This is a genomic window from Eubacterium maltosivorans (assembly GCF_002441855.2).
In the GTDB taxonomy this organism is placed as follows: Bacteria; Bacillota; Clostridia; order Eubacteriales; family Eubacteriaceae; genus Eubacterium; species Eubacterium maltosivorans.
Genome location: NZ_CP029487.1, coordinates 1,861,434 through 1,884,564, shown reverse-complemented (window position 1 = coordinate 1,884,564; position 23,131 = coordinate 1,861,434). Strand labels below are relative to the sequence as shown.

Below are 23,131 nucleotides of genomic sequence, written 5' to 3'. Positions count from 1 at the left end.
ATTAAAGTGGTTTTCGTATATAATAAAAAATTGGTGCGCTAAAGGGCAATAAAACAGCCTTTAAAAAATTGAGGCACATAAATTTAAGAGTGAGGAGCGTTTTTGATTTAGTGGAGAATCGAAAAAGAAGTCAGTTTTCAGGAAAGCTTGGTTTTGTCCTGGCCGCTGCGGGTTCAGCAGTTGGGCTTGGCAATATATGGCGCTTTCCATATTATGCCGCGAAATATGGCGGCGGAGCATTTATTTTAGTTTATATTATTTTAGCATTGACTTTTGGTTATACTTTGATGACAACGGAGATCGCAATTGGAAGAAAAACCCGATTGAGCCCCATTGGCGCTTATAAAAAATTAAACTCAAAGTCAGCCTTTATTGGTGTTTTTACAGTCGTCGTAGCTGCGATTATTACACCGTATTACAGTGTGATCGGCGGATGGGTTATTAAATATTTGGCTGTTTTTGCGACTGGTGGGATGAAAGAAGCGGCAACCGACACATTCTTTTCAAATTATATCAGTACAAGTGCAGAGCCTATTATCTGGATGGGGCTTTTTATCTTAATCGGAGCTGTTATTCTGTTCGGCGGTGTTAAAGGAGGAATTGAAAGAGCCAGTAAAATACTAATGCCTGTCCTGGTTCTTCTGACGATTTTTCTGGCCGGTTATTCTTTTACTCTGCCAGGTGCGCTCGACGGCTTTAAATACCTTTTAATTCCTGATTTTTCGAGGTTTTCAATTATGGGTGTGGTGGCCGCCATGGGACAGATGTTTTATTCAATGTCTCTGGGGATGGCCATTATGGTTACCTATGGATCATATATGAAAAAGGATGAAAACATCGAAAAGTGTGTCGGACAAATCGAGATCTTTGATACTGGCATTGCAATACTGGCTGCAATGATGATCGTTCCGGCGGTTTTCGCTTTTTCGGGTGGAGATCCGAGTGCGCTGAACGCGGGTCCAGGCCTTATGTTTATCACACTGCCTAAGGTCTTTGCTTCCATGCCCATGGGCGGCGCCATCGGTGCAATATTCTTTGCGTTAGTATTGTTTGCGGCGCTCACCTCAGTTATTTCGTTAATGGAGGCAATCATCAGCGCCGTATGCGATCAGTTTAAACTGCCGAGAAAAAATGCTGTTTTTATGGTGGCGCTTCTTTGCTTTGTTGTGGGCATGGCGCCAAGCCTTGGTTTTGGTCTGTGGGACAGCGTTCAAATTTTTGGTTTGCAGATTCTCGACTTTATGGATTTTGCATCGAATTATATTCTGATGCCTTTGGGCTCCTGCCTGACATGTATTTTGGTTGGTTGGATGATCAAACCGGATTTTGTCCTGAGTGAGCTTAAATCTTCAGGCGAGTTTAGAAGAGAGAAGCTTTATGTTTTTATGCTGAAATACATCGCGCCTGTCTTTACCATTGCGATTATGATAGCTTATATACTGGATACCTTTAAAATAATAAAGCTGTAAAAAGGCGGAGAAAAGATGCTGTGGTTAATTTTATTGGTGTTGCTTTTTGCTGCGGTGATAAGCTTTAATCAGTATACAAAAAATAAAAAGAAATATAAAGCTGGCGAAATGGGTGAAACAGAAGTTTACCAGCTTATCACTCAAATAGCGCCGAGAAGCAGTGTGATTCTGCGAAATATTTATCTGCCTACAAGCAAGGGAACCACAGAAACGGATCTTCTTATGCTTACCCGAAAGGGAATATTTGTCTTTGAGATTAAAAATTATCGCGGCGTTATTTATGGAGACGAACGGTACAATGAATGGATTAAGGTCCTGGGCAATGGAAAAAAAGTATCTTTCTATAATCCTGTGTGGCAAAATGAGGGCCATATCAGGGCATTACTGCGTCTGTTTCCAGAAATTAATCCACGGTTTGTTTATTCACGCATTGTGTTTTGCGGCAGCAGCGAAATAAAAAGAGTGAGGATCAAAAATCGCAGCGTTCGGGTTTTAAAGGATACAGAGCTAAAAAGAAAAATGAAGTGGAAGCTCCGTTTTAGTTTTAATAAGTTTTCAGGACGAGAGCTGGCATTTTTTGAACAGGAGCTCCAGAAGTTTACAGACATGAATGGGCGGACAAAGCGAAAACACAAGAAACAGGTTAAGAGCCTGAAAAGACAATATCCTGCCGGATAAATTTAAGGGCACGACGAAACAGGCTGCAATATAAATCCTATTGCAGCCTGTTTTTTATATGTGAAGTTATAGTATAATAAGAAAAAAGAAAGGGGGAGCGATTTATGCTAAAGGTTTTGATGGGATGCTTTTATCTGCTGGTACTGGTTGTTTTTGCATTTGTCATGGTGAAGTTTATAAGCCAGCGTATGAAAAGTACATTTAAGCCGCGAAAATCAAACGTTGGCTATGCTGCCGAGATCAATCCTAAAACAGCAGCTCCCCAGCTTCTGAATCAAATACTTTTAATGCTTCCAGGTGAGAACAATGAGGTTCTATCACGCCTGTCAGTTCTTGCGGAAGATGGAAACCAGGCGGAGATTGATGTTTTATTGATCTGCCCAACGGGAATATACTTATTTAATTCAATAAATGAGTCCGGTTATGTTACGGGTGGCGAAAAGGACAGGCAGTGGTATGTTTTAAATGAAGATGGCAATAAAAAAGCGTTTAAAAATCCTCTTGATGAAAACAGATATAATATGCAGGCCCTGCTTAGGCGCTATCCTGAAATTAAGGAAGAGTGGGTGTTTGACTATGTTGTTTTTAGTAACCGCTGTGGGATAAGCGATGTACATCTGGAAACAACATCTCCTGTACTGAACAGGAAAATGCTCTTTGAAACGCTGCGCGGCCAGATAGCAGAACAGTCTGTTATTTTAACGCCAGAGCGGATCCAATACCTTTATAATCGGTTGAAACTCTATACAGCCGGAGAAAGCACAGCGTCGTTATCGCTTCAGAGGAAAGCCGATAAGCCATTTTACAAGGGTGGGGCGGCCAAAATCCACGAGGTAAAGGTTCCAGATCTTACTCGATTTTCACCGGAAGATCAATGCCTTAAAAATAAGCTGATAGCTTTTGCCAAAGAACAAAGTCAGAGAGAGCAGACTACCGCGGCGGAGGTTTTGGACAGGGAAACCATTGAAAAGCTTGTTAATATGAAGCCTGAAAGCCGGATTGAACTGGAAACCGTTCAGGGAATGGATAAAAAACGGTGTGAAAATTATGGAGATCTCATTATAAGCATTATAAAGCAGCACGATGATGAAACGTCCAATAAGCGTCAATGAAAACGACAGTTTGAGAGGGCTGTCGTTTTTTTGCCGTCAAAAATGAACGCTTGTTAACTAATGATTTTATATGCGCCGGCAGCATTTACACCGGCTGTTTTTTCGCCTATAATCAAACCACAATTATCCTATCAGTTACCGTGCGCACGATTGACGATTAAAATTGGAGGTAAAAGATGGGCTTTATTGAATTGGAAAAAATAACAAAAGAATACTTTATGGGCGATCAAAAAATTCTGGCGGTTAATCAAGCCAGCTTTTCGATTAATCAGGGCGAGCTGGTCGTTATTCTGGGGCCCAGCGGTGCAGGAAAAAGCACAATCCTGAATTTATTGGGAGGGATGGATACCGCGACCAGCGGGCAGCTCTTTGTTGACGGACAGGATATCACAGCGCTTAAAGAAAGCCAGCTGACAGATTACAGAGCGTCGGAGGTTGGCTTCGTGTTTCAGTTTTATAATTTAATTCCAGCGTTAACCGTTTATGAAAACATTGCGCTGATAAAAGAAGCTACCTCAAAGGCACTCGAGCCGGAGGGTGTTTTAAAATCGGTTGGCCTCTGGGAGCGCCGTCACCTGTTTCCCACGCAGATTTCTGGCGGAGAACAGCAGAGGACAGCGATCGCGCGCGCATTGTGCAAAAATCCCAAGCTGTTATTGTGTGATGAACCTACGGGAGCCCTGGATTCAAAGACTGGGATAGTGATCTTAACGCTGCTTCAAAATATGAGCCGTGAAAAAGGACACACCGTTGTCATTGTCACGCATAACGCAGCGCTTGCAGAGATGGCTGATAAGGTGATCCAAATTAAAAACGGCCGTGTCGCAGACATTACACTCAATACTGCGCCGAGAAATGTAAGCGAGGTGAGGTGGTAATGCTGCTACGAAAAATGCTGCGCGATTTGAAAAACAACGCGGCTCAATTTCTGGCCATATTTCTAATGATTTTTTTAGGTGTTTTTATTTTTTCAGGGATGACCAGTATTGGACAAGGGATGAAGCAATCAAGCCAGGATTATTATGATGAAACACACCTCGCTGATGCCATTGTTTACAGCAGTTTTTTTACAAACCAGGATTACGAACAGCTGAAGAATATTTCTGGGATTGAAACCATAACCAAAAGATTGCAGTTAGATACGGCCTATGAATCGGACGGCGCGACAACTTTGCAGCTCAATGTTATCAACAGCGATGTCTTATCCGGGTGCTACTTAGTGGAGGGAAAAGCTTTTGACAGCAGCAGTGATGGTATTTGGCTAGACAGTGAGTTTGCAAAGGCACATCAGATAAAAACAGGCGACACGATGAGTGTTACCTGCCAAAACAATGTGCTTACCAAAGAGGTAAAAGGTCTTGTGATGCAGCCTGAATATTTGTACGCTGTCAAAAATAATAATGAAATTATTCCGGATCATACCCGATATGGCTATGCTTTTATGCCAGAAAAGGCCTGGAGCTTTGGTCCGGTACCATATACACAGGCGCTTATAAAAACAGGAGGGCTTTCTAAAAATGATCTGGAGAGCCGGATAACAGAATCCCTTCCTGACAGAGTAGTGATGCTTGTTATGCAGGAGAATATTCCAAGTGTCGCAATGTTTCGAAATGAGATTGATCAGATGAGAGCTGTGGGCTCGGTCTATCCAGTGGCTTTTCTGATAATTGCCATACTCACGACATTAACGACAATGACCAGGATAACAGCAGATCAAAGAGTCCAGATTGGAACGTTGAAAGCGTTGGGAATACGAAACAGAAAAATTACGCTGCACTACCTGTCATTTGGACTTTCAGTGGGAGGCGCAGGCAGTACACTCGGTGTTTTTACCGGGCCGGTTTTTCTCCCGCCGCTGGTTTTTGGATTCCAGAAATCAATGTATACAATGCCGTGGTGGAACAGTGCAGTGACACCGTCGGTTTATATCATGGCGTTTTTGTGCCTCATGATTTGCTGCAGCAGCTGTTACTGGGCGAGCCGCAAACAGTTAAAGGGAGCAGCGGCGGAGACGCTTCGGCCAAAAGCGCCCAAGACCAGCCGGCATTCAGCAATAGAGAAAAGCCGTTTTTGGAAACGTCTGGGCTTTTACAGCCAATGGAATATCCGGGATGTCCTAAGAAATAAGCTACGTTCATTCATCACCATATTTGGTATTGTGGGCTGTATGATGCTTATTCTGTGCGGCCTGGGAATGCGTGATACTGTCAGCAATCTTGCTGATACCATGTACGGCACGCTTCAAACCTATGAGACCAAGGTGAGCTTATCTGAGAAATGTACGGACGAACAGATAGAACAGCTTAAAAAAGAAAAGAACCATCAGTTTTTACAGGAAGCTGTGGTAGAGATTGAAAAAAATAGCGGAAAGGATACACTTGCTCTGTCCGTTTTTGATGAAGGACCTTATTTTACTTTTCAGGATACGAAGGGAAACACACTTTTATTGCCAGAAGACGGGGTTGTCATGACGCGTAAAACAGCTGAGAGTGAAGGGCTTTCAGTTGGTGATGTGATCAGATGGCGCAGCTATGGAAATCATAACTGGCATACAGAACAGATCAGGAAGATCATACAGACACCTTTAGAACAGGGGGTATACATGAGCCGTACAGCCTTTGAAAAAAGCGGTGAAAGCTTTGAGCCGACAGCCTTTGTAACCGATGAGGAGGCTGGAAAATTTGGGGGGGAAGCCTATGAGACAGTTCAGTCCAGAGAGGACTTAATGGCATCGCTCAACAGTATGCTTGAGATGATGAATGCTATTATCCTCATTATGATCGGCGCGGGCATTATTTTGGGACTTGTGGTTCTTTATAATCTTGGGGTGCTTTCGTTTCAGGAAAAAATGCGTGAGCTGGCAACTTTAAAGGTTTTGGGGTTTCAGCATAAACGGCTGACTAAGCTGCTGCGCAGGCAGACGGTCTGGCTTTCTATTGTGGGCATCGCTGCCGGAATCCCATGCGGCTATGGGCTGGTTGCGTATATGCTGCTTTTTATGGGGGATACCTTGGACATGCAGCCCAAAATAGAACTGTGGTCCTATACGCTCAGCAGCACAGGAATTTTTGCAATTTCACTTTTGGTAGGCTGGCTTGTATCCAGAAAGCTGAAGCGGATTGATATGGTCAGCGCCTTGAAATCTGTTGAATAAGGGCATATCAGGAATTTGTAAGGTTTGGGAGACCAAAAGCAAGGGTGACGATATAATCGTAAAGATCCTGCTTGCGTTCTTCCAGACTTTTGCTGCTTTTTGCAATTGAAAGGAAGGCCGCAATGGTTCCCGTAAGCATTGCAGCGCTGAGATTATCATCCTGAGGAAGCCCGAGATGCTCGGCAAGATGCTCAGAAAAAAGCTTAAGCAGGCGGTCGCGTTGAAACGTATATTTTGTTCCCTCACAGCCCTCCAACAGAATGACGATCCCTTTGCTCATCAACAGATCTAAAGGGAAAACCTCAGGAAGAATGTCGCCGATCATTGCGAGATAATTATCTTTGGTAAAGGCGCCAACCGGAAATTCCCGGTGCCTTTTGATCATGGCGTTGATTTTTTCAGGAATATCGCCGATCACCGCGTCGAGAAGAGCTTCTTTATTTTCAAAATAATTATAAATATTACCCAAAGTGGTGTTGGCTTTTTTGGCAATGGTGCGCATTGAAGCATCTCTATAGCCGCGCTTGTAAAATTCATCCTCTGCCGCCAAAAGAATCTCCTGACGTATCTCTTCTTTTTTTATTTGCATGGGTACTCCATTATCAGTTTAAAATCTACAGATGAGGCCGTGCCTGATGTTGCTTTAAGTACTAGTATAGCATATATGTTTGGCAATAATAACATGTTTTTTTAAAAAGAGCTTGACAAAACAAAGTGTAACTTTTATAATTACAATCAAGAAGTGTAACAAACGTGATTACAAAAGGAGGGTTTATGAGGAAAAAGGGTATAATCATTTTAATGCTGCTGGTATTAGCAGCATCAATATATACAGGCTGTACAGCAAAGCCCTCTGGAGGCAGCAGCCAATCTGAACAAGAAGGAGATAAAAATACGGTGAAAGCAGAATATCATAAAATTTCTCAGGATGAAGCAAAAAAAAGAATGGATGAGCATGAAAATATTGTAATTGTCGATGTGAGACAGGAAAATGAGTATAAAGAAGGGCATATAAAAGATGCGGTTTTAGTCCCGCTGGATACCATCGGTGATGAGAAGCCCGAGGCGCTGCCGGACTTAAACCAGGAAATTCTGGTGTATTGCCGGAGCGGGAAGCGCAGTGAACAGGCATCAAGGAAGCTGGTAGCTTTAGGCTATACCAATATCTATGATTTTGGTGGGATTAACACATGGCCCTATGAAACGGAGTGATTAAATTGACTGGTGAATTTAGTATTGCGGTTCACGCCCTGGTCTTTCTGAACCACCATCAGGGTGAGATTTTATCCAGCGAGGCCCTTGCCGAAAATGTATGTACCAATCCTGCAAGAATCCGCAAGGTGATGGCAAAGCTAAAAAAAGCAGGATTGGTTAAAACAAAGAGCGGCAGTGAAGGTGGCTATTATTTTGACTTAGACCCTTTTGCGGTGGATCTTCGTTCGATCTGTGAAGCGATTGGCGGAAAGGTAGTTTCGACCTCGTGGCGCTCCGGGGATTCGGAAATGGATTGTCTGATTGCCTCTGGCATGGCAGATATAATGGATGAAATTTTTATGTCCCTTGACGCAGTTGGAAAAAAGGAGCTGGAAAAAACAACGGTTGGCGATATAGACCTTAAAATTTTTGGTTCATAAAAAAATAACAGGAGAGAAAAAATGAAACACTATGATGCAGTGATTATCGGTTTTGGAAAAGGTGGAAAAACGCTGGCGGGCAGCTTGGCAGGTATGGGAAAAAAGGTTGCTATGATTGAAAAATCAGATAAAATGTACGGCGGAACCTGTATTAATGTCGGGTGTATCCCTACAAAGTCGCTGGTTAACAGCGCTAAGGCTTCAGTCATTCAAAAACCAGGCAGCTATGATGAAAAGAACCGCCTATACTGGGAAGCGGTGGAGGAAAAGCGCCGGTTGACAGGCATGTTGAGAAAAAAGAACTTTGATAAGCTGAATGATTTAGATAATGTGACAGTCTATAACGGCCTTGGCAGCTTTGTATCCGCCAACCGTGTAAAGATTGAGACCGCGGAGGAAACCTTTGAGGTTGAAGGCGACCAGATTTTTATCAATACCGGATCCGTTTCAGTGATTCCGCCCATTAAGGGTATTGAAGGAAATCCTTATGTTTATACCAGTGATTCCCTGATGGAGCTTGACGTACTGCCGAAGCGTCTGGCAATTATCGGCGGAGGCTATATTGGACTGGAATACGCATCAATGTATACAGATTTTGGCGCAGAGGTTACTGTATACCAGATTGAGGATAAATTAATTCCGCGTGAAGACCGTGACATTGCAGAAGCGATTCAAAAGGCATTTGAGGATAAAGGGGTGCGTTTTGAAATGAACGTCCAAACCGAGGAAATCGAAAATGCCGGTGACGAAGCAGTCGTGCATTATAAAAAAGACGGCACAGCACTGTCAGTCGGCGCGGACGCGGTCTTGATTGCCACTGGCAGGAAACCAAACACAGATGGTCTTAACCTCGAAGCCGCCGGTGTTGAAAAAACGCCAAGAGGCGCAGTCAAAGTCGATGAAAAGCTTCGGACAAGCGCTCCTAATATCTGGGCAATGGGCGATGTCGCGGGGGGATTACAGTTTACTTATGTTTCATTGGACGATTTTAGAATTGTCAAGGATCAGCTGGCAGGCAGCGGCAAACGCGCCAGCAACGACCGGACAGTTCCCTACAGTGTCTTTATTGATCCGCCGTTTTCACGCGTTGGCCTTAACGAAGAAGAAGCAGCAGCTCAGGGTTATCATGTGAAGATTGCCAAACTGCCCGCCGCAGCCATACCAAAGGCCCAGGTGCTGAGGAAACCAGTGGGTCTGTTAAAGGCTGTTATTGACGCCGATACGAATAAAATTTTAGGAGCCATGCTTTTCTGTGAAGAATCCTATGAAATGATTAACATTGTGAAACTGGCAATGGACGCAGGCCTGGATTATACAGTCTTAAGGGACCAGATCTTTACACATCCTACGATGAGTGAAGCACTGAATGATTTGTTTGCAGTATAAAGAATAATTTAATAAATATAGACAAAGGAGTAACGATAATGGCAAGAGTAATTAATACACAGGAGTTTAATGAAGAAGTATTGAATGGAAAGGGGGTTGTGTTGGTCGATTTTTTCGCGACATGGTGTGGGCCATGTAAAGCCCTCTCCCCGATTCTGGATGAACTGGCTGAAAAGGTAAAAGATGTTAAAATTGTTAAGGTGGACATTGACGCGGACAGCGATTTAGCTTCTGAATACCGCGTTATGAGTGTTCCGACACTAAAAATCTTCAAGGACGGCGAAGTAAAAGAAAGCCTTGTGGGCGGGCGTCCCCTTGAAGAGCTGGAAGCTAAGCTGGCAGAATACCAGTCTTAACAGAAGGCAGAGCAGTACTGAGATGTTGGGGGCTGTATAAATCAAAGTTTGAACAGTTGTCTTTAAAGCAATTATACTTCTTGTCTTTTTCAGTGGGCTGTACTATAATTTAATATAACGTTAGTATTATCTTGGTCATTCAAAAGTATGTAAGATGATAAAAAATGAGAACAGGAGAGACAAGATGGATATTTTAGAAGGGCTGGGATCAATTGGAATTGATTTGGAAACAGTCTTGCAGCGTTTTTCTAACAATGCAGCCTTACTCGAGCGCTTTGTACTCAAATTTCCAAAAGATGAAACCTATGATGCGTTAAAACAGGCAGTGGCAGACAAGGATTATGAGCGTATTGAACGTGAGGCCCATACATTGAAGGGAACAGCCGCAAACCTTGGGTTTGATCTTCTGAGTGAAAGAGCGGCAGAAATGGTGGAAAAGGTACGAAGGAATGATTGCGCAGACCTTGAACCTGTTTTTGAAGCCTTAAGCGAAGAATACGGAAAGATTATAGCAGTGATTGAAGGCAAGGGCTGAGCCTGCCGTTGAATCGGAATGCTATTTAAAAAGAGTACCACTTATAAAAGAGGTACTCTTTTTGATTTAGAGATCGACATACTCAATAACCTTATCGGTAAAAAAGATGCCGTCCAGATGGTCGAGCTCATGGCAGAAGCATTTTGCCAGCAGTCCTTCCGCTTCTTTCTGGAGCACCTCCCCCTCTGGTGTTGTGTACTCAACGACAACGCGTTCGGGGCGTTTGACCTTTCCCCATACATCGGGAGAGCTCATGCAGCCTTCAACAACAACGCGTTCGCCCTCCGCTTCGATGATCTTTGGATTAACCAGCTGGTAGAGGCCTTCCCCTACATCAATGACAACCACACGTTTTAGTACGCCTACCTGGTTGGCGGCAAGGCCGCCGCAGTTTGGAAGCTGGTACATGGTTTCTGTCATGTCTTTTATTAATTCCAGTGTTCGTTCATCAATGGTTTCAACAAGACGGCATTTTTTGTGTAAAATGTCGTCTGGAAGTTTTCTTATTTGTCTAATGGCCATAATGATAACCTCAATATTTTAAATTTAATGCTTTGAAAATTGTATCCTAATTTTTTAGTTATGTCAACGCAGCCTGAAAGACAAATATTTAACAATTATTTACAGATATAAAAAAATACTTTATAATACCCCGAAGATAAAGAAAATTTAATCTTTGACACAGAAAGGATGACTAAAATGAGAATGAAAAACAAAGTCGTTATTATAACTGGCGGCGGTAAGGGAATCGGTTTTGGCGTCAGCAAAGCCTTTGCCAGTGAGGGTGCCTCCCTTGTACTGACCGGAAGAACTCCTTCTACCCTCGAGCAGGCAAAAGAACAACTCGAGTCGGAATACCATGTTGAGGTGCTGACAGTAACAGCGGATGGAAGCGACGAAGCCGCGGTTAAAAACGTCATTGAAAAGACCGTTGAACGTTTTGGACATATCGATGTGTTAATCAACAATGCACAAACCTCAAAATCCGGCGTGCTTTTGCAGGATCACACAAAGGAAGACTTTGACCTTGCCATCAATACAGGACTTTACGCGACATTTTTCTACATGAGAGAAGCTTTTCCGTATCTCAAGGAAAGTCATGGCGCCATCATTAATTTTGCTTCCGGCGCCGGTTTGTCGGGAAGAGAGGGACAATCCTCCTATGCTGCAGCGAAAGAGGGAATCCGGGGACTGTCAAGAGTAGCGGCTACGGAATGGGGACAGTACGGCATTAATGTCAATGTGGTCTGCCCCCTGGTAGAAACACCGGGGTTGGCAAAATGGAAGGAAGAGTATCCGGAGCTATACGCAAAAACCATTAAGGGCGTACCGCTCGGCCGTTTTGGTGACGCCGAAAAGGATATTGGACGTACCTGTGTTTTTCTGGCCAGTGAGGACGCTTCTTTTATCAGTGGTGAAACCATTACGCTTCAGGGAGGCTCTGGGCTTAGACCATAACAAAAAAACAGACCATTCTTATTTTGAATGGTCTGTTTTTGTATTTCTATTTTTTTGAAACCGGCAGCCAGACCTCACATCGGTAGTCCTCTGCCTGCTGGTCGCCTTCGCCGTAGACCTCGATATCCGGCGCGTTGGCGTATTCATAGCCAGAGTTTGGCAGCCACTCGGTGACAATGCGGCGCTGCAGGGTCTGGATGGCCTGAGGCAAAGGGCCGATGCACTCAAAAACAGCCCATGTGGCGGCAGGGATGGTGAACTCAGTCATCCCCTGCGGCAAAGATTTGTCTGTCGCAACGGCAATATAATAGTCGAAGGTTTTTTCGTTCATGCTGGAGCTCACTCCCAGCACCCCAAAGGGCTCTTTATCCATAAGCGGTACAAGCTGTGGGATCAGGTTCTTTTTGGCAGCCTCCTGCCAGAGAGCAGGAACCTTTTTATAGCTCTCCTCAAAGTTTACGTCCAGTGATTTGCACACACCTACAATTCTAAATGCTTGTTTTTCAATAATTTTGTAATTCATTTCGGTATCTCCTTTAATTGAAATAGAGAAGGTAATCCGTGGATAGGCTTTCAAAGAAATTCCTTTTGATCTGGCGGAAGAGGGTGGTACACTGTGAACACTCTGGAAGGCGCGGGTAAAAGCGGTAGGGGACTGGTACCCATATTTCAGTGCGATGTCCACTACCTTTGCAGCAGTTGTCTGAAGCTCAAATGCGGCTGCGGTCATGCGGCGCCTGCGGATATACTCGGAAAGCGGTATATCTGCAATGTATGAAAACATCCTTTGAAAGTGAAAGGTTGAGCAGCAGGCGATTTTGGCAGCTGTACTATAGTCAATGGTGCCGCTCAGGTTTTCTTCAATGTAATTGACAGCCTGGTTGAGTCTTTGAATCCATTCCATGTTTAACACTCTCCTTACAACAAAAGTTTACCATCAAATGAGAAAAGTTTCCTCGCAGTTCCTGCACAAAAAAGGCAGCAGGCCCTTATGATCATACCCGAAAGCAGATGAAAAGGAAATGCTTTTTTAAAAAAGAAACTTCTCTTTCCTTATAAGTTAGGATAAAATATTAGAACGATGACAATATGCCAGAGAGGAGCATAAAATGAAGAGTATTCTTGTAGTGGAAGACGATGAAATGCTGGGCGCAGGTCTTTGCTATAATCTGGAGCTTGAGGGCTTCAAAACCACTTTGGTACAGCGTTTTGAAGACGCTGGAAAAAGGATTGAGAAAGACCACTGGGATATGGTGATTTTGGATGTGAATCTTCCGGATGGCGATGGCTTTGGTCTGGCGAAAAAGCTGCGGCTCCAGGACAGAACTCCATTGGTTTTTCTAACAGCCTGTGACTTGGACGATGATATTTTGAAAGGCTTCGAGCTGGGAGCAGACGATTATATTACCAAGCCCTTTAATATAAAGATCGTGATTAAACGCATCAACGCGGTTCTCAGAAGAAGTGAAGTCAGCAGAAAAGAGCTGTTTATCTGTGGAAACCTTGAGATTGATTTTGAGAAACGGGCGGCCAGCAAAAACGGAGAGCCACTGGTGCTGACGCCGACAGAGTTTAAGCTTCTGCAGATTTTCTGTAAAAATCCCGGCAGGGTGCTGACCCGGAAAATGCTTTTGGAAAGTCTGTGGGACAACGAGGGAAATTTTGTTGATGAGCATACCCTTACGATCAATGTCAGCCGCCTGCGTTCAAAAATATCAGACGATACCTTTGCCTATATTAAAACAATCTATGGGATGGGCTATGAATGGACCGGTGAAGGGGATGCGTAAAAGACAAGTATCCACTGTGCTGCAGGAGTGGATCAGTATTGCTGTTATGAGTATTTTGACTGCGGCCTTCGCGGTGCTGGTCTTTGCCCTGACCGATCGTGATACGGGCATGATGCTTCGTGCGGCCGCGGTAATTTTTGCAGTGGCTTTTTGGGGGATTTTCTATGTTTTTCAGCTGATTTGCAGACGGCGCTTTGTTTCCTTTGCGGATGAGCTCTGCTCAAGTCTGGACAGCTTGATCCAGAACGAAGGGATACAGTCCTTTAACCTGGAGGAGGAAACTCTGTCTTCAAAAGTGCAGATGAAGCTGAATCAGTTATATGATATTACCAATGCCGCCACCCAAGAGAGCAGCGAACAAAAGCAGGCGGTTCAGAGGATTATTTCAGACATATCACACCAGCTTAAGACGCCTATTGCCAATATAAAAATGTACGCGGATACCGTAACGAATCCTCAGGTTCCAGAGGAAAAAAGGCTTTTCTTTCTGGATGGGCTTCAAAATCAGGTGGAAAAGCTTGACTTTCTGATCCAGGTGCTGACAAAAATATCACGGTTGGAAAACGGACAGATCGTATTAAAGGCTGAGCGTCAGGTCTTTTATCCTACTCTTGCCCAGGCAATCAGCGGTATTACTATGCCGGCAGAAAAAAAGGGGATCACCGTAAACGTGGTGTGTGACGAGACGCTTGAGCTTTATCACGATACAAAATGGACGGCCGAAGCGCTTTTTAATCTGTTGGAAAACGCGGTTAAATACACCCCGGAGGGTGGAAAGGTATCTGTTTCAGCAGAACAGTGGGAGATGTACACAAAAATAGAAATTGCGGATACAGGGATCGGCGTTTCTGAGACACATATCAATGATATTTTTAAACGGTTTTACAGAGAATCCAAGGTTCACAGTACCCCTGGCATCGGCGTGGGGCTTTATCTGGCGCGCGAGATTATCGGGAAAGAGCAGGGCTACATTAAAGTAGCCTCACGGGAAGGTGAAGGCTCTGTTTTTTCAGTATTTCTGCCGAATCAGGCCGGTTGATGAGCAATCTCTCAAAACTGTAACATTCTTTTTTCAAATCGAGAGCTTTTTGAAACATTCAGGTGATAAGATTAAGTCAGCAAATAAAGGAGACAGAAAATGGAGATCTTAAAAACAACGGATTTGAAAAAGCATTACGGCAGCGGCGAGAGTATGGTAAAGGCACTGGATGGTGTGTCCTTATCGGTTGAACAAGGAAAATTTACAGCCATTGTGGGAACCTCCGGAAGTGGAAAATCAACCCTTCTGCATATGTTAGGAGGGCTGGATAAGCCGACCTCTGGCAGTGTAAAGATAGGCGGCAAGGAGCTGTCTGACATGAACGACGAGCAGCTGACCATCTTCAGAAGACGCCAGATCGGCTTCATTTTCCAAAACTACAACCTGGTGCCTATCCTTAATGTATACGAAAATATTGTACTGCCCATTGAACTGGACGGTAATACAGCAGATAAACGCTTTGTGGGCGGTATTGTCAAAATGCTTGGGCTTAAGGAAAAGCTGACAAGCCTGCCGGGAAACCTGTCAGGCGGACAGCAGCAGCGTGTCGCCATCGCCAGAGCACTGGCGACAAAGCCGGCGATTATTCTGGCAGATGAGCCGACAGGAAACCTGGACAGCCGGACCAGCCAGGATGTACTGAGCCTCTTAAAGGCAACCAGTGCTCGTTTTAACCAGACCATTGTCATGATTACGCACAATGAAGAAATTGCCCAGCTGGCGGATGAGGTTATCCGTATTGAGGACGGCAAGATCGTAAACGGCAGGTAACGGCAATGAATTACGAAAAAAATAATAATGGAAAAGTTATCGGAAAGCTTGCCAGAGACAGCATTAAAACGAGCAAAATGCGCAATGCCTTTATTGCTGTCACCATTATTTTATCTGTAAGCCTCCTGATGGTTATGAGCCTGTTTACCGTCGAGATGAAAGAAGCGGATAAACGTGCCATGGCCAGAGCGCAGCATGCGATTTACTATAACCTGACAGATGACAAACTGCATCGCCTGACACAGGATTCACGAGTTTCCTACCTGACGCTCGGAAAAAGGGGACAGGCGGTAGAAATCGACAATTATACGCTGGTGCCTGTCTATGTGGATGGCAATTCCATGGATATTAAAACAATGGACCTGCTGGACGGAAAGCTGCCAGTACAGGAAAATGAGGTGTTGGTTTCACGAGAATACCTGGAACAGATCGGCAAGCCGGCAGAGCTTGGAACAGAATTTACCGTAACTTTCCTGAACGGAGCAACTGAAAGCTTCAAGGTCAGCGGCTTTATTGAGGGAACAATGGGAAGCAAGCAGTATACGCTGGTCTTTTCAAAGGCCTACGCCGAAAATGGCCCTCAGATGAAAAACATTCCCTACGAGGCCTATGTCCGGCTTTCAGGGGCAGAGAAGATGGGCAAGGAAACCTGTAAAGCGGCGATTTATTCAGTCGGCGGTGATGCGGGAATACCGCGGGAGGACATGAATCCAAACGATCATTTTCTGGACACCCTGACAGCAGATACTCCGGAAATCGCTTTGGCTGCGTGTGTGGGAGTTGTTGTACTGCTCGCCAGTGTTCTGGTTATCTATGGCGTTTTCTATATCTCGGTGGTTGGCAGGATACGCCAGTATGGACAGCTGAGGACCATTGGCACGACCAAAAAACAGGTGCGGCGGCTGGTTACCCGCGAAGGCGTCTATCTCTTTGCCGTATCGGCTCCGGTGGGGGTTATTATCGGCAGCGTTATCGCCTATTTTCTGAAGCCTGACGGATGGAGCCTTTTAAATACACTGCTGGTAGCGCTGCTGGTGCTCGTGATTGACCTGATCACTGTTTTGATCTCCGTTCGGAAGCCTGCCTCAATCGCGGCGTCAATTTCGCCCATTGAGGCTTCGAAATATTCGGCTTACTCCGGCGGCAGGAAAAAGAAAACCAAAAAGGTACACCGGAGAATCAGCCCGCTGCATCTCGCAGCCATGAACTCAGCCAGAAACCGGAAAAAAGTTTTTATGACAGTTCTCTCGTTGGGGATCGGCGGCGTTCTATTTATGGCGGCAGCGACCTTTGTCAATTCCTTTGATAAAGAAATGTATTCACGTCAGGGCGATTTTGCAGATTCGGAATACATCGTTTCTTTTTCAGGAAACGCTATGGAGCTCTCAGAGTACGGTATAGCAGGACTTCAGAAGAATTCCCCTTTCACCGACACGCTTGAAAGCCAGATTTTGTCCATCCCTGGGGTGGACGGTATCCGCAGTAACCAAGCGACCTCTGTTGAATTTGATTATCCTAAAGAAGATCTTGTCCATGTTGAGGATAACATCTCCCCGTTTACCAGAGAGCAGGCTCAGGAGCTTGAAAAATACCTGGAGGATGGGAACCTGGATTACGACGCAATGCTGAAAGGCGACACCATCCTTCTTCAGGCCAACTCGGTGGTGCAGGAAATTTATGGCTGGCGTTTTGAGGTTGGCGATACGTTAACCCTCTATTTTTACAATGGCGATACCGTGGTACCCAAAGAGGTAAAAATAGCAGGTATGATCAGCACAGACTATCCGAAGCCCATCAGTGGATGGTTTATGATGCCTCAGGAGGTCCTCCAGTCCATCGTGCCCTTTAATCTTGATAAGGATTTTATTGTTTCGACAGAGCCTTCTATGGAATTTGCGGTTGAGCAGCCGCTGCGGGCTTTGGTAGACAGCAATCCAAACCTTGCTCTGTCAACGCTTCAGGAACAGAGAGAACAGGATGCGGGAAGCATTGCGACCCTCTCAGCTACTGCGCTGGGGCTGGCGTTGTTTATCATCGCATTCAGTATGATCAATCTTGTCAATACATTGATTACCAACATCCTGTCTAAAAAGCAGGAGCTGGCCATGCTGGAATCCATTGGCATGAGCCGCAGGCAGATCCGCCAGATGGTGCTCGGCGAGGGGATGCTTCTGGCCGCGGGAAATCTGCTTATCACTCTGACGCTCGGCACCGCAGCAGGCTATATGATCTGCTGGGCCTTTGGAAAGCTTGGAGTCCACTATATGATTTACCAGTTTCCGGTTTTCTATGTGCTGGCCTACGCGGTAATCCTGCTTCTGGTACCATACCTTATCTCAAAAATTGCACTCCGCAGCTTTGAAAAGGAAACGCTGGTGGAACGATTGAGAGAAGCAGAATAAATAATTGAAACATCTGGATAGCAGTTTTATATCCAGATGTTTTTATTTTGGAGAAAAATAATAATTTTTCCTGAAAAAATGCCAAAGAACAAAATTTTATCTTGCATTAATGCGGAACTGTGCTATAATACTATTAAATTCCAGGTGGAATACTGGGAATTAAAAAGGAGGTGCCACAGTGAGACTCTCCACAAAGGGCCGGTACGGTGTACTGGCTATGTATGAGCTGGCGTGCCGGTATGGCAATGGGCCAGTATCAATAAAAGAGATAGCAGAAAAACAGAATTTTTCAGACTCCTATATGGAACAGCTTTTTTCGACCCTTAAAAAGGCGGGACTGATCGTCAGTTTAAGAGGCGCGAAGGGTGGGTACATTCTTTCAAGAGAGCCCAAGGACATCAGTGTTGGTGAGATTATCCGCGCGCTGGAAGGCCCTATTGAGCTGGCCGACTGCGTCGGCGGCCCTGAGGGCTATGTCTGCCAGAAGTCGGGAGAATGTGTCACCAGAGGACTCTGGATGGAAATCAGAGACAGCATTAATAACATCATTGATAACCGGTCTTTACAAGACTTAATGGATAATTGAAAGAGAGGCTTTTTATGAAAAGAATCTATTTAGATAACGCGGCGACAACAGCCGTTGACGAAGCGGTTTTGGCAGAAATGCTGCCATATTTTACAGAAAAATACGGAAACCCATCCTCTATTTATAAAGAGGGCCGGGAAGCCAAGCGCGGCGTGGAAGCTGCCAGATTACAGCTTGCCCAGGCCATTAACGCAGACCCGAAAGAAATTTACTTTACAGCCGGCGGCTCCGAATCGGACAACTGGGCCATCAAGGGTGTGGCTTTAAAAAACAGAAAAAAGGGAAACCACATCATCACCACAGAAATCGAGCACCACGCAGTGCTTCACACCTGTGAATACCTTGAAAAGGAAGGCTTTGAGGTCACCTACCTTCCGGTTGATGCGGACGGACTTATTTCACTGGACGATCTCAAGAACGCCATCAAGGATGAAACCATTCTGGTTTCAATCATGTTTGCCAACAACGAGATCGGCACCATTGAACCCATTAAAGAAATTGGAGAAATTGTTAAGGCTAAGGGGATCATCTTCCATACCGACGCAGTGCAGGCCTTCGGCAATGTTCCCATTGACGTAAAAGATTTGAATGTGGACTTGTTATCCCTCTCCAGTCATAAAATCTATGGACCGAAGGGAATCGGCGCTTTATATATCCGAAAGGGTGTACCGATCGACAATCTGATCCACGGTGGCGCACAGGAAAGAAGGCGCCGCGCCGGTACAGAAAACACTGCATCCATCGTCGGATTTGGCAAGGCTGCGGAAATGGCAGCCAATGACCTTGAAGCCAATACAGCCCATCTACAGGAGCTCAGAGACGCTCTGATCAAGGGTGTAATGGAGAAAATTCCTCAGGTGCGTTTAAATGGGCATCCGACCAAGCGTCTTCCGGGGAATGCCAATTTCTGCTTTGACTATATTGAAGGGGAATCCATTCTCTTAAGTCTTGACCTGATTGGCGTTGCGGGCTCAAGCGGATCGGCCTGTACCTCAGGCTCTCTGGACCCGTCGCACGTACTGCTGGCCATTGGACTGCCGGCTGGGATTGCCCATGGCTCCCTGAGACTGACAATTGGCAAGCACACCACTATGGAGGATATTCATTACGTCGTCGACAATCTTGTCGATATTATTGAACGGCTGAGAAAAATGTCACCCATTGACGCCAACAGTCCGATTGATGACGCCGTTTATGACCATGACCACCACCATCATCACTGAGAATGATGAAAAATAACAGATAGATAAGGAGAATAAAATCATGATGGAATATACAGATAAAGTAATGGAAAACTTCCAAAACCCTAAAAATGTCGGGGAAATGGAAGACGCAAACGGAATCGGCCAGGTAGGCAGCCCTGCCTGTGGCGATATTATGAAAATGTATTTAAAAATAAACGATGACGGCATTGTTGAGGACGCCAGCTTTAAGACCTTTGGCTGCGGCGCCGCCATTGCGACCAGCAGTATGGCCACAGAAATGATCAAGGGTAAAACCATTGAAGAAGCCGCTGCCCTGAAAAACTCAGAAGTAGTGGAAGCCCTTGGCGGACTTCCGACTGAAAAAATCCACTGCTCTGTTTTAGCGGCTGAAGCCATTCAGGCCGCTATCGAAGATTATAAATCAAAGCACAGCGCATAAGCCTATGATCCAAAACGCTTTTCAATCATGAAAGGCGTTTTTTTATTTATGAGAAATCCTTTTGTTGACAGGACATTAAAAAAGGGTATTAAAAAATAAGCAACTCGTGATGGTGCAAGACTCAGCAAAAGAAAGAGGGAATGGTAATGGAGATGAACCAAAAAACAAAACGGACCTTAATCGGGCTCATTATTCTGGCGCTGATTTTATGGGCGGGACTTAAGAATATCGACGCAGTGTGGGGGGCGTTTCTCGGGCTTCTGGGATTAGTTTCCCCCTTTATCATCGGCGCTGGCATTGCCTTTGTCTTAAATATACCCATGAGCCTCATGGAAAGGCGTCTGTTTACAAAAAAGCGCCTAAAGGGAAAGCGTGTCCAAAAGCTGCGGCGACCTCTGAGTATCCTGATGGCATTTTTAATTCTTCTTGGTATTGTGGCTCTGGTTATCTTTCTCGTGCTGCCGGAGCTGGTAAACGCTGTATTACTCTTTGCAAAGAGCTTTCCATCGGTTCTTGCAAGCTTTCAGAGCTGGGCGGTCCGCATTCTCGGCGAGCATTCAGAGATTTCTGCTTTTATACAGAAGCTGGATACCGGTGGGCTTGAAAGTCTGAACTGGGACATGCTCAGCAAAAACCTGTTTTCCTTTTTCAGGGGCGGCGCTGCGGGATTTTTAAACACAACGCTGAACGTGGCAGCCTCGGTAGCAGGCGGTGTTTTTCATACGGTGATCGGCCTGGTGGTGGCGGTTTACCTTTTGTTCCAGAAAGAAAGGCTGGGGCTTCAAACCAGAAAGCTTCTGTACGCCTATCTGCCGGAAAGGCGCGTTGACCGGATTTTGGAAATTGCCAGCCTTACCCAGAAAACCTTCAGTCATTTTGTTTCAGGACAGTGCATTGAAGCCCTGATTTTAACAGTCATTTATACCATTGTATTATCGCTTTTGCAGATGCCATATGCCCTGACCATTGCAGTGCTGATCGGTCTGTTTTCGCTGATCCCTGTCTTTGGCGCCATTGTGGCCTGCTGTCTGGGGGCGTTTCTCATCTTGACCCTGAGCCCGGTCAAGGCGTTGATTTTTGTGATTGCCTGCTTCATCGTACAGCATGTCGAGGGCAACCTGATCTACCCCCATGTTGTGGGCAGCTCCATTGGCTTGTCCCCGCTTTGGATTCTGGCCGCGGTCACCATTGGCGGAGGAGCTTTTGGGATTCTGGGCATCATTGTGATGATCCCGCTCTTCTCAGTACTCTATACATTGACCGGCCAGACAGTCAACCATCGTCTGAGCCAGAGGGACATAGCCCCTCGAAAGCTTTTAAAGAAAGAAGAGTGACCTTTGGATTTGAAGAATTCTTGAGCATTCTCTCAAGACAATGCGCTTGCGGATGTGCTATAATAAAGCCAGCGACAGAAGCAATAAAGTTTATATAGAAAGGTGAAAAAATGAAAGCCAGTAATTTATTAAACACCCAGGTGTTTCTTGAAAATGACACACGGCTTCGGGGGCTTGTGCGCGACATAAGAGTTCGGGACCACAAAATTGACTGCCTGGTTCTCTCGGAGGGCGGCCTGTTCAGCAAAGCACAGATTATTTTTCCTTCAGATATCATCGAAGTGGACTATGACCATGTAACACTGGGCGGGGACAAGGGCATCACCAAGCTCTCCGCAAAAGAAATGAAGGCGCGGCTTGCGGACAGCTATTCGATCGTGAACACACCGGTAAAGGATGTGGATGGCAAGCGCTTTGCCAAAGTCGCAGATGCGACGGTCTCCAAGGATTTTAAGGTTCAGGAATATGATTTGTCACGCAGCTTTTTTGACGATCTGGACTACGGCTACAGCCTTGTGGCCGCAGAACATATGACATACCATGATAAAAGCCTGAATTACGACAGAGATATGCTGGAAATGGACCGGACGCACCGGGAGGGCGGTATTCTGGAAAAGGTTTTGGGGGAGGAACATCATGAAAATATCACCGGATAAAAAACGAATTTTGATGGTCAACACCATTGTGGTTTTGATCTGCATCCTTTTTGCGGTATTTTTATGGCCTACCTTTTCGGGAATGTTCATGCCATTTTTTATGGCCATTATTTTGGCCTACCTCCTAAACCCGTTGGTCAGGATCTTTGAACGCCGGGGCTTTGGTCGGGGGTTGTCCGTTCTTTTTGTCTGCGTCATTGTCCTTTTGATTTTGTTCGGCGTTTTTATGAGCTTTGTGCCCAGCCTGATCAGCAACATTGCCCAGATGGTGACAAACATTCCGTCAATGCTCCAGAATTTGCAGAATTACAGCGGGCAGATATCTGAATTTATTCAGAAATACAACGCTTCAGATATGTCGAAATACTTTAATCTTGAACAAAGTCTGTCTCAGGTGGCTGGCATGTTCGGCAGTATGCTGCAGGGCTTATCCAATGCCCTTATCGCCAACAGCGGCCAGCTGATGAACATCGTTATCGTTCCACTGGTGACCATTTTCCTCCTGCTGGACAAGGAGGTGTTCACCCAGTCCCTCATGTATCTGGTGCCCATTGACGCCAGAAATCAGGTAAAGAAAATGTTTTATGACATCGATATGGTGATCGGCGGCTTTATCCGTGGACAGGGGCTCATGTCCATTATCGCCGGGATTCTGACAGGTGTGGGCGCTTACTTTATGGGGCTGCCCTACGCGCCGGTCATCGGTGTGATTGCGGGGGTTACGACCATGATCCCTTATTTTGGTCCGGCGGTGGGAATGGTGGTGATCTGCGTTATGGCGCTTCTGTCAAGCCCGATACAGATGGTCTATATCCTGATTTGGATGGCCGTTGTCCAGGTGGTGTGCGGCAATCTGCTGGCGCCAGCGCTCATGTCCGGCAACGTTGGGCTGCACCCGGTTGTCATTATTTTTTCTATCTTTTTCTTTGGCGCCATGTTTGGCGGTCTGGGTATGATTCTGGCAGTACCGATCATGGGAACGGTCAAGGTTGTCATGAAGTATTTGATCGCCGGTTTTGCATCCTCCAAGGGTGAAATGCTCAGGTAAAAGGATATTGACAGGCAATTCAGAATAAGGCTTGACAAAAGCGAAAACATTACATATAATTTGAATGTTAAGTAAATAT

24 protein-coding genes and 1 other annotated feature (1 of these 25 running past the window's edge) are annotated in these 23,131 nt (G+C 45.3%); of the genes, 21 read left to right on the top strand and 3 right to left on the bottom strand.

The window, feature by feature from the left end:
• Positions 1 to 110: 110 nt before the first annotated feature.
• From CPZ25_RS08995 to CPZ25_RS08975, 5 genes are all read left to right on the top strand, one after another.
• On the top strand, positions 111 to 1,469 hold the full coding sequence (locus CPZ25_RS08995; protein ID WP_096920247.1) for a sodium-dependent transporter: 1,359 nt from the start codon (positions 111 to 113) through the stop codon (positions 1,467 to 1,469).
• A gap of 108 nt (positions 1,470 to 1,577) precedes the next feature.
• Positions 1,578 to 2,147: a nuclease-related domain-containing protein gene (locus CPZ25_RS08990; RefSeq protein ID WP_167495201.1), complete on the top strand. Its 570-nt coding sequence runs from the start codon at positions 1,578 to 1,580 to the stop codon at positions 2,145 to 2,147.
• Between the two features lie 104 nt (positions 2,148 to 2,251).
• Entirely contained in the window at positions 2,252 to 3,259 is a 1,008-nt protein-coding gene (locus CPZ25_RS08985; RefSeq protein WP_096920245.1) for a nuclease-related domain-containing protein, read from the top strand.
• 176 nt (positions 3,260 to 3,435) lie between these two features.
• On the top strand, positions 3,436 to 4,137 hold the full coding sequence (locus tag CPZ25_RS08980) for an ABC transporter ATP-binding protein (protein ID WP_096920244.1): 702 nt from the start codon (positions 3,436 to 3,438) through the stop codon (positions 4,135 to 4,137).
• A complete protein-coding gene (locus CPZ25_RS08975) occupies positions 4,137 to 6,413 on the top strand; it encodes an ABC transporter permease (RefSeq protein ID WP_096920243.1) in 2,277 nt (758 codons plus the stop codon). The genes CPZ25_RS08980 and CPZ25_RS08975 overlap by 1 nt, the downstream gene beginning before the upstream one ends.
• Before the next feature lie 7 nt (positions 6,414 to 6,420).
• Here the strand turns inward: CPZ25_RS08975 and CPZ25_RS08970 are convergent, their stop codons facing one another.
• The gene (locus CPZ25_RS08970; RefSeq protein WP_058693599.1) at positions 6,421 to 7,002 is read right to left on the bottom strand and encodes a TetR/AcrR family transcriptional regulator; all 582 of its coding nucleotides are present in this window, start codon (positions 7,000 to 7,002) and stop codon (positions 6,421 to 6,423) included.
• Positions 7,003 to 7,187: 185 nt separating this feature from the next.
• Between CPZ25_RS08970 and CPZ25_RS08965 the strand changes: the two genes are divergently transcribed.
• From CPZ25_RS08965 to CPZ25_RS08945, 5 genes are all read left to right on the top strand, one after another.
• Complete coding sequence (locus CPZ25_RS08965) at positions 7,188 to 7,625, top strand: rhodanese-like domain-containing protein (protein WP_074617501.1); 438 nt, start codon at positions 7,188 to 7,190, stop codon at positions 7,623 to 7,625.
• 5 nt (positions 7,626 to 7,630) lie between these two features.
• Positions 7,631 to 8,047 carry an RrF2 family transcriptional regulator gene (locus CPZ25_RS08960; protein ID WP_058693601.1) on the top strand — a complete coding sequence of 139 codons (417 nt, stop codon included), beginning with the start codon at positions 7,631 to 7,633 and terminating at the stop codon, positions 8,045 to 8,047.
• Positions 8,048 to 8,068: 21 nt separating this feature from the next.
• Positions 8,069 to 9,433 (top strand): FAD-dependent oxidoreductase, encoded by a 1,365-nt coding sequence (locus CPZ25_RS08955; protein WP_096920242.1) that lies wholly within the window; start codon positions 8,069 to 8,071, stop codon positions 9,431 to 9,433.
• Between the two features lie 38 nt (positions 9,434 to 9,471).
• A complete protein-coding gene (gene trxA, locus CPZ25_RS08950; RefSeq protein ID WP_058693603.1) occupies positions 9,472 to 9,789 on the top strand; it encodes a thioredoxin in 318 nt (105 codons plus the stop codon).
• Positions 9,790 to 9,973: 184 nt separating this feature from the next.
• Positions 9,974 to 10,324 (top strand): Hpt domain-containing protein, encoded by a 351-nt coding sequence (locus CPZ25_RS08945; protein ID WP_058693604.1) that lies wholly within the window; start codon positions 9,974 to 9,976, stop codon positions 10,322 to 10,324.
• A gap of 66 nt (positions 10,325 to 10,390) precedes the next feature.
• Here CPZ25_RS08945 and def read toward each other — a convergent pair whose 3' ends face one another.
• Positions 10,391 to 10,846: a peptide deformylase gene (def, locus tag CPZ25_RS08940; protein WP_096920241.1), complete on the bottom strand. Its 456-nt coding sequence runs from the start codon at positions 10,844 to 10,846 to the stop codon at positions 10,391 to 10,393.
• Between the two features lie 177 nt (positions 10,847 to 11,023).
• On the opposite strand from def, the gene CPZ25_RS08935 reads away from it, so the two are divergent.
• Entirely contained in the window at positions 11,024 to 11,782 is a 759-nt protein-coding gene (locus CPZ25_RS08935) for an SDR family NAD(P)-dependent oxidoreductase (RefSeq protein ID WP_058693606.1), read from the top strand.
• A 46-nt stretch (positions 11,783 to 11,828) separates the two neighbouring features.
• Here the strand turns inward: CPZ25_RS08935 and CPZ25_RS08930 are convergent, their stop codons facing one another.
• Complete coding sequence (locus CPZ25_RS08930; protein WP_096920240.1) at positions 11,829 to 12,686, bottom strand: AraC family transcriptional regulator; 858 nt, start codon at positions 12,684 to 12,686, stop codon at positions 11,829 to 11,831.
• A 205-nt stretch (positions 12,687 to 12,891) separates the two neighbouring features.
• Between CPZ25_RS08930 and CPZ25_RS08925 the strand changes: the two genes are divergently transcribed.
• The 10 genes from CPZ25_RS08925 to CPZ25_RS08880 all read left to right on the top strand — a co-directional run bounded on the left by CPZ25_RS08925 (position 12,892) and on the right by CPZ25_RS08880 (position 23,052).
• A complete protein-coding gene (locus tag CPZ25_RS08925; protein ID WP_096920239.1) occupies positions 12,892 to 13,572 on the top strand; it encodes a response regulator transcription factor in 681 nt (226 codons plus the stop codon).
• On the top strand, positions 13,565 to 14,611 hold the full coding sequence (locus CPZ25_RS08920; RefSeq protein ID WP_243129367.1) for a sensor histidine kinase: 1,047 nt from the start codon (positions 13,565 to 13,567) through the stop codon (positions 14,609 to 14,611). The genes CPZ25_RS08925 and CPZ25_RS08920 overlap by 8 nt, the downstream gene beginning before the upstream one ends.
• A 99-nt stretch (positions 14,612 to 14,710) precedes the next feature.
• On the top strand, positions 14,711 to 15,382 hold the full coding sequence (locus tag CPZ25_RS08915; protein ID WP_058693610.1) for an ABC transporter ATP-binding protein: 672 nt from the start codon (positions 14,711 to 14,713) through the stop codon (positions 15,380 to 15,382).
• A gap of 5 nt (positions 15,383 to 15,387) precedes the next feature.
• A complete protein-coding gene (locus tag CPZ25_RS08910; RefSeq protein ID WP_096920237.1) occupies positions 15,388 to 17,784 on the top strand; it encodes an ABC transporter permease in 2,397 nt (798 codons plus the stop codon).
• A 178-nt stretch (positions 17,785 to 17,962) separates the two neighbouring features.
• Positions 17,963 to 18,370 carry an RrF2 family transcriptional regulator gene (locus CPZ25_RS08905; protein WP_058693612.1) on the top strand — a complete coding sequence of 136 codons (408 nt, stop codon included), beginning with the start codon at positions 17,963 to 17,965 and terminating at the stop codon, positions 18,368 to 18,370.
• A 14-nt stretch (positions 18,371 to 18,384) separates the two neighbouring features.
• Positions 18,385 to 19,593 carry a cysteine desulfurase NifS gene (nifS, locus tag CPZ25_RS08900; RefSeq protein WP_074617507.1) on the top strand — a complete coding sequence of 403 codons (1,209 nt, stop codon included), beginning with the start codon at positions 18,385 to 18,387 and terminating at the stop codon, positions 19,591 to 19,593.
• A gap of 43 nt (positions 19,594 to 19,636) precedes the next feature.
• Positions 19,637 to 20,014: a Fe-S cluster assembly scaffold protein NifU gene (gene nifU, locus CPZ25_RS08895; protein WP_207670861.1), complete on the top strand. Its 378-nt coding sequence runs from the start codon at positions 19,637 to 19,639 to the stop codon at positions 20,012 to 20,014.
• Positions 20,015 to 20,160: 146 nt separating this feature from the next.
• Positions 20,161 to 21,348, top strand: a complete 1,188-nt coding sequence (locus CPZ25_RS08890) for an AI-2E family transporter (RefSeq protein ID WP_096920235.1) — start codon at positions 20,161 to 20,163, stop codon at positions 21,346 to 21,348.
• Positions 21,349 to 21,458: 110 nt separating this feature from the next.
• Entirely contained in the window at positions 21,459 to 22,004 is a 546-nt protein-coding gene (locus tag CPZ25_RS08885; RefSeq protein WP_058693616.1) for a hypothetical protein, read from the top strand.
• Positions 21,985 to 23,052 carry an AI-2E family transporter gene (locus tag CPZ25_RS08880; RefSeq protein WP_058693617.1) on the top strand — a complete coding sequence of 356 codons (1,068 nt, stop codon included), beginning with the start codon at positions 21,985 to 21,987 and terminating at the stop codon, positions 23,050 to 23,052. Before CPZ25_RS08885 ends, CPZ25_RS08880 begins: the two co-directional genes overlap by 20 nt.
• 77 nt (positions 23,053 to 23,129) lie before the next feature.
• Positions 23,130 to 23,131 (top strand) — a binding site (T-box leader) (it continues 217 nt past the right edge of the window).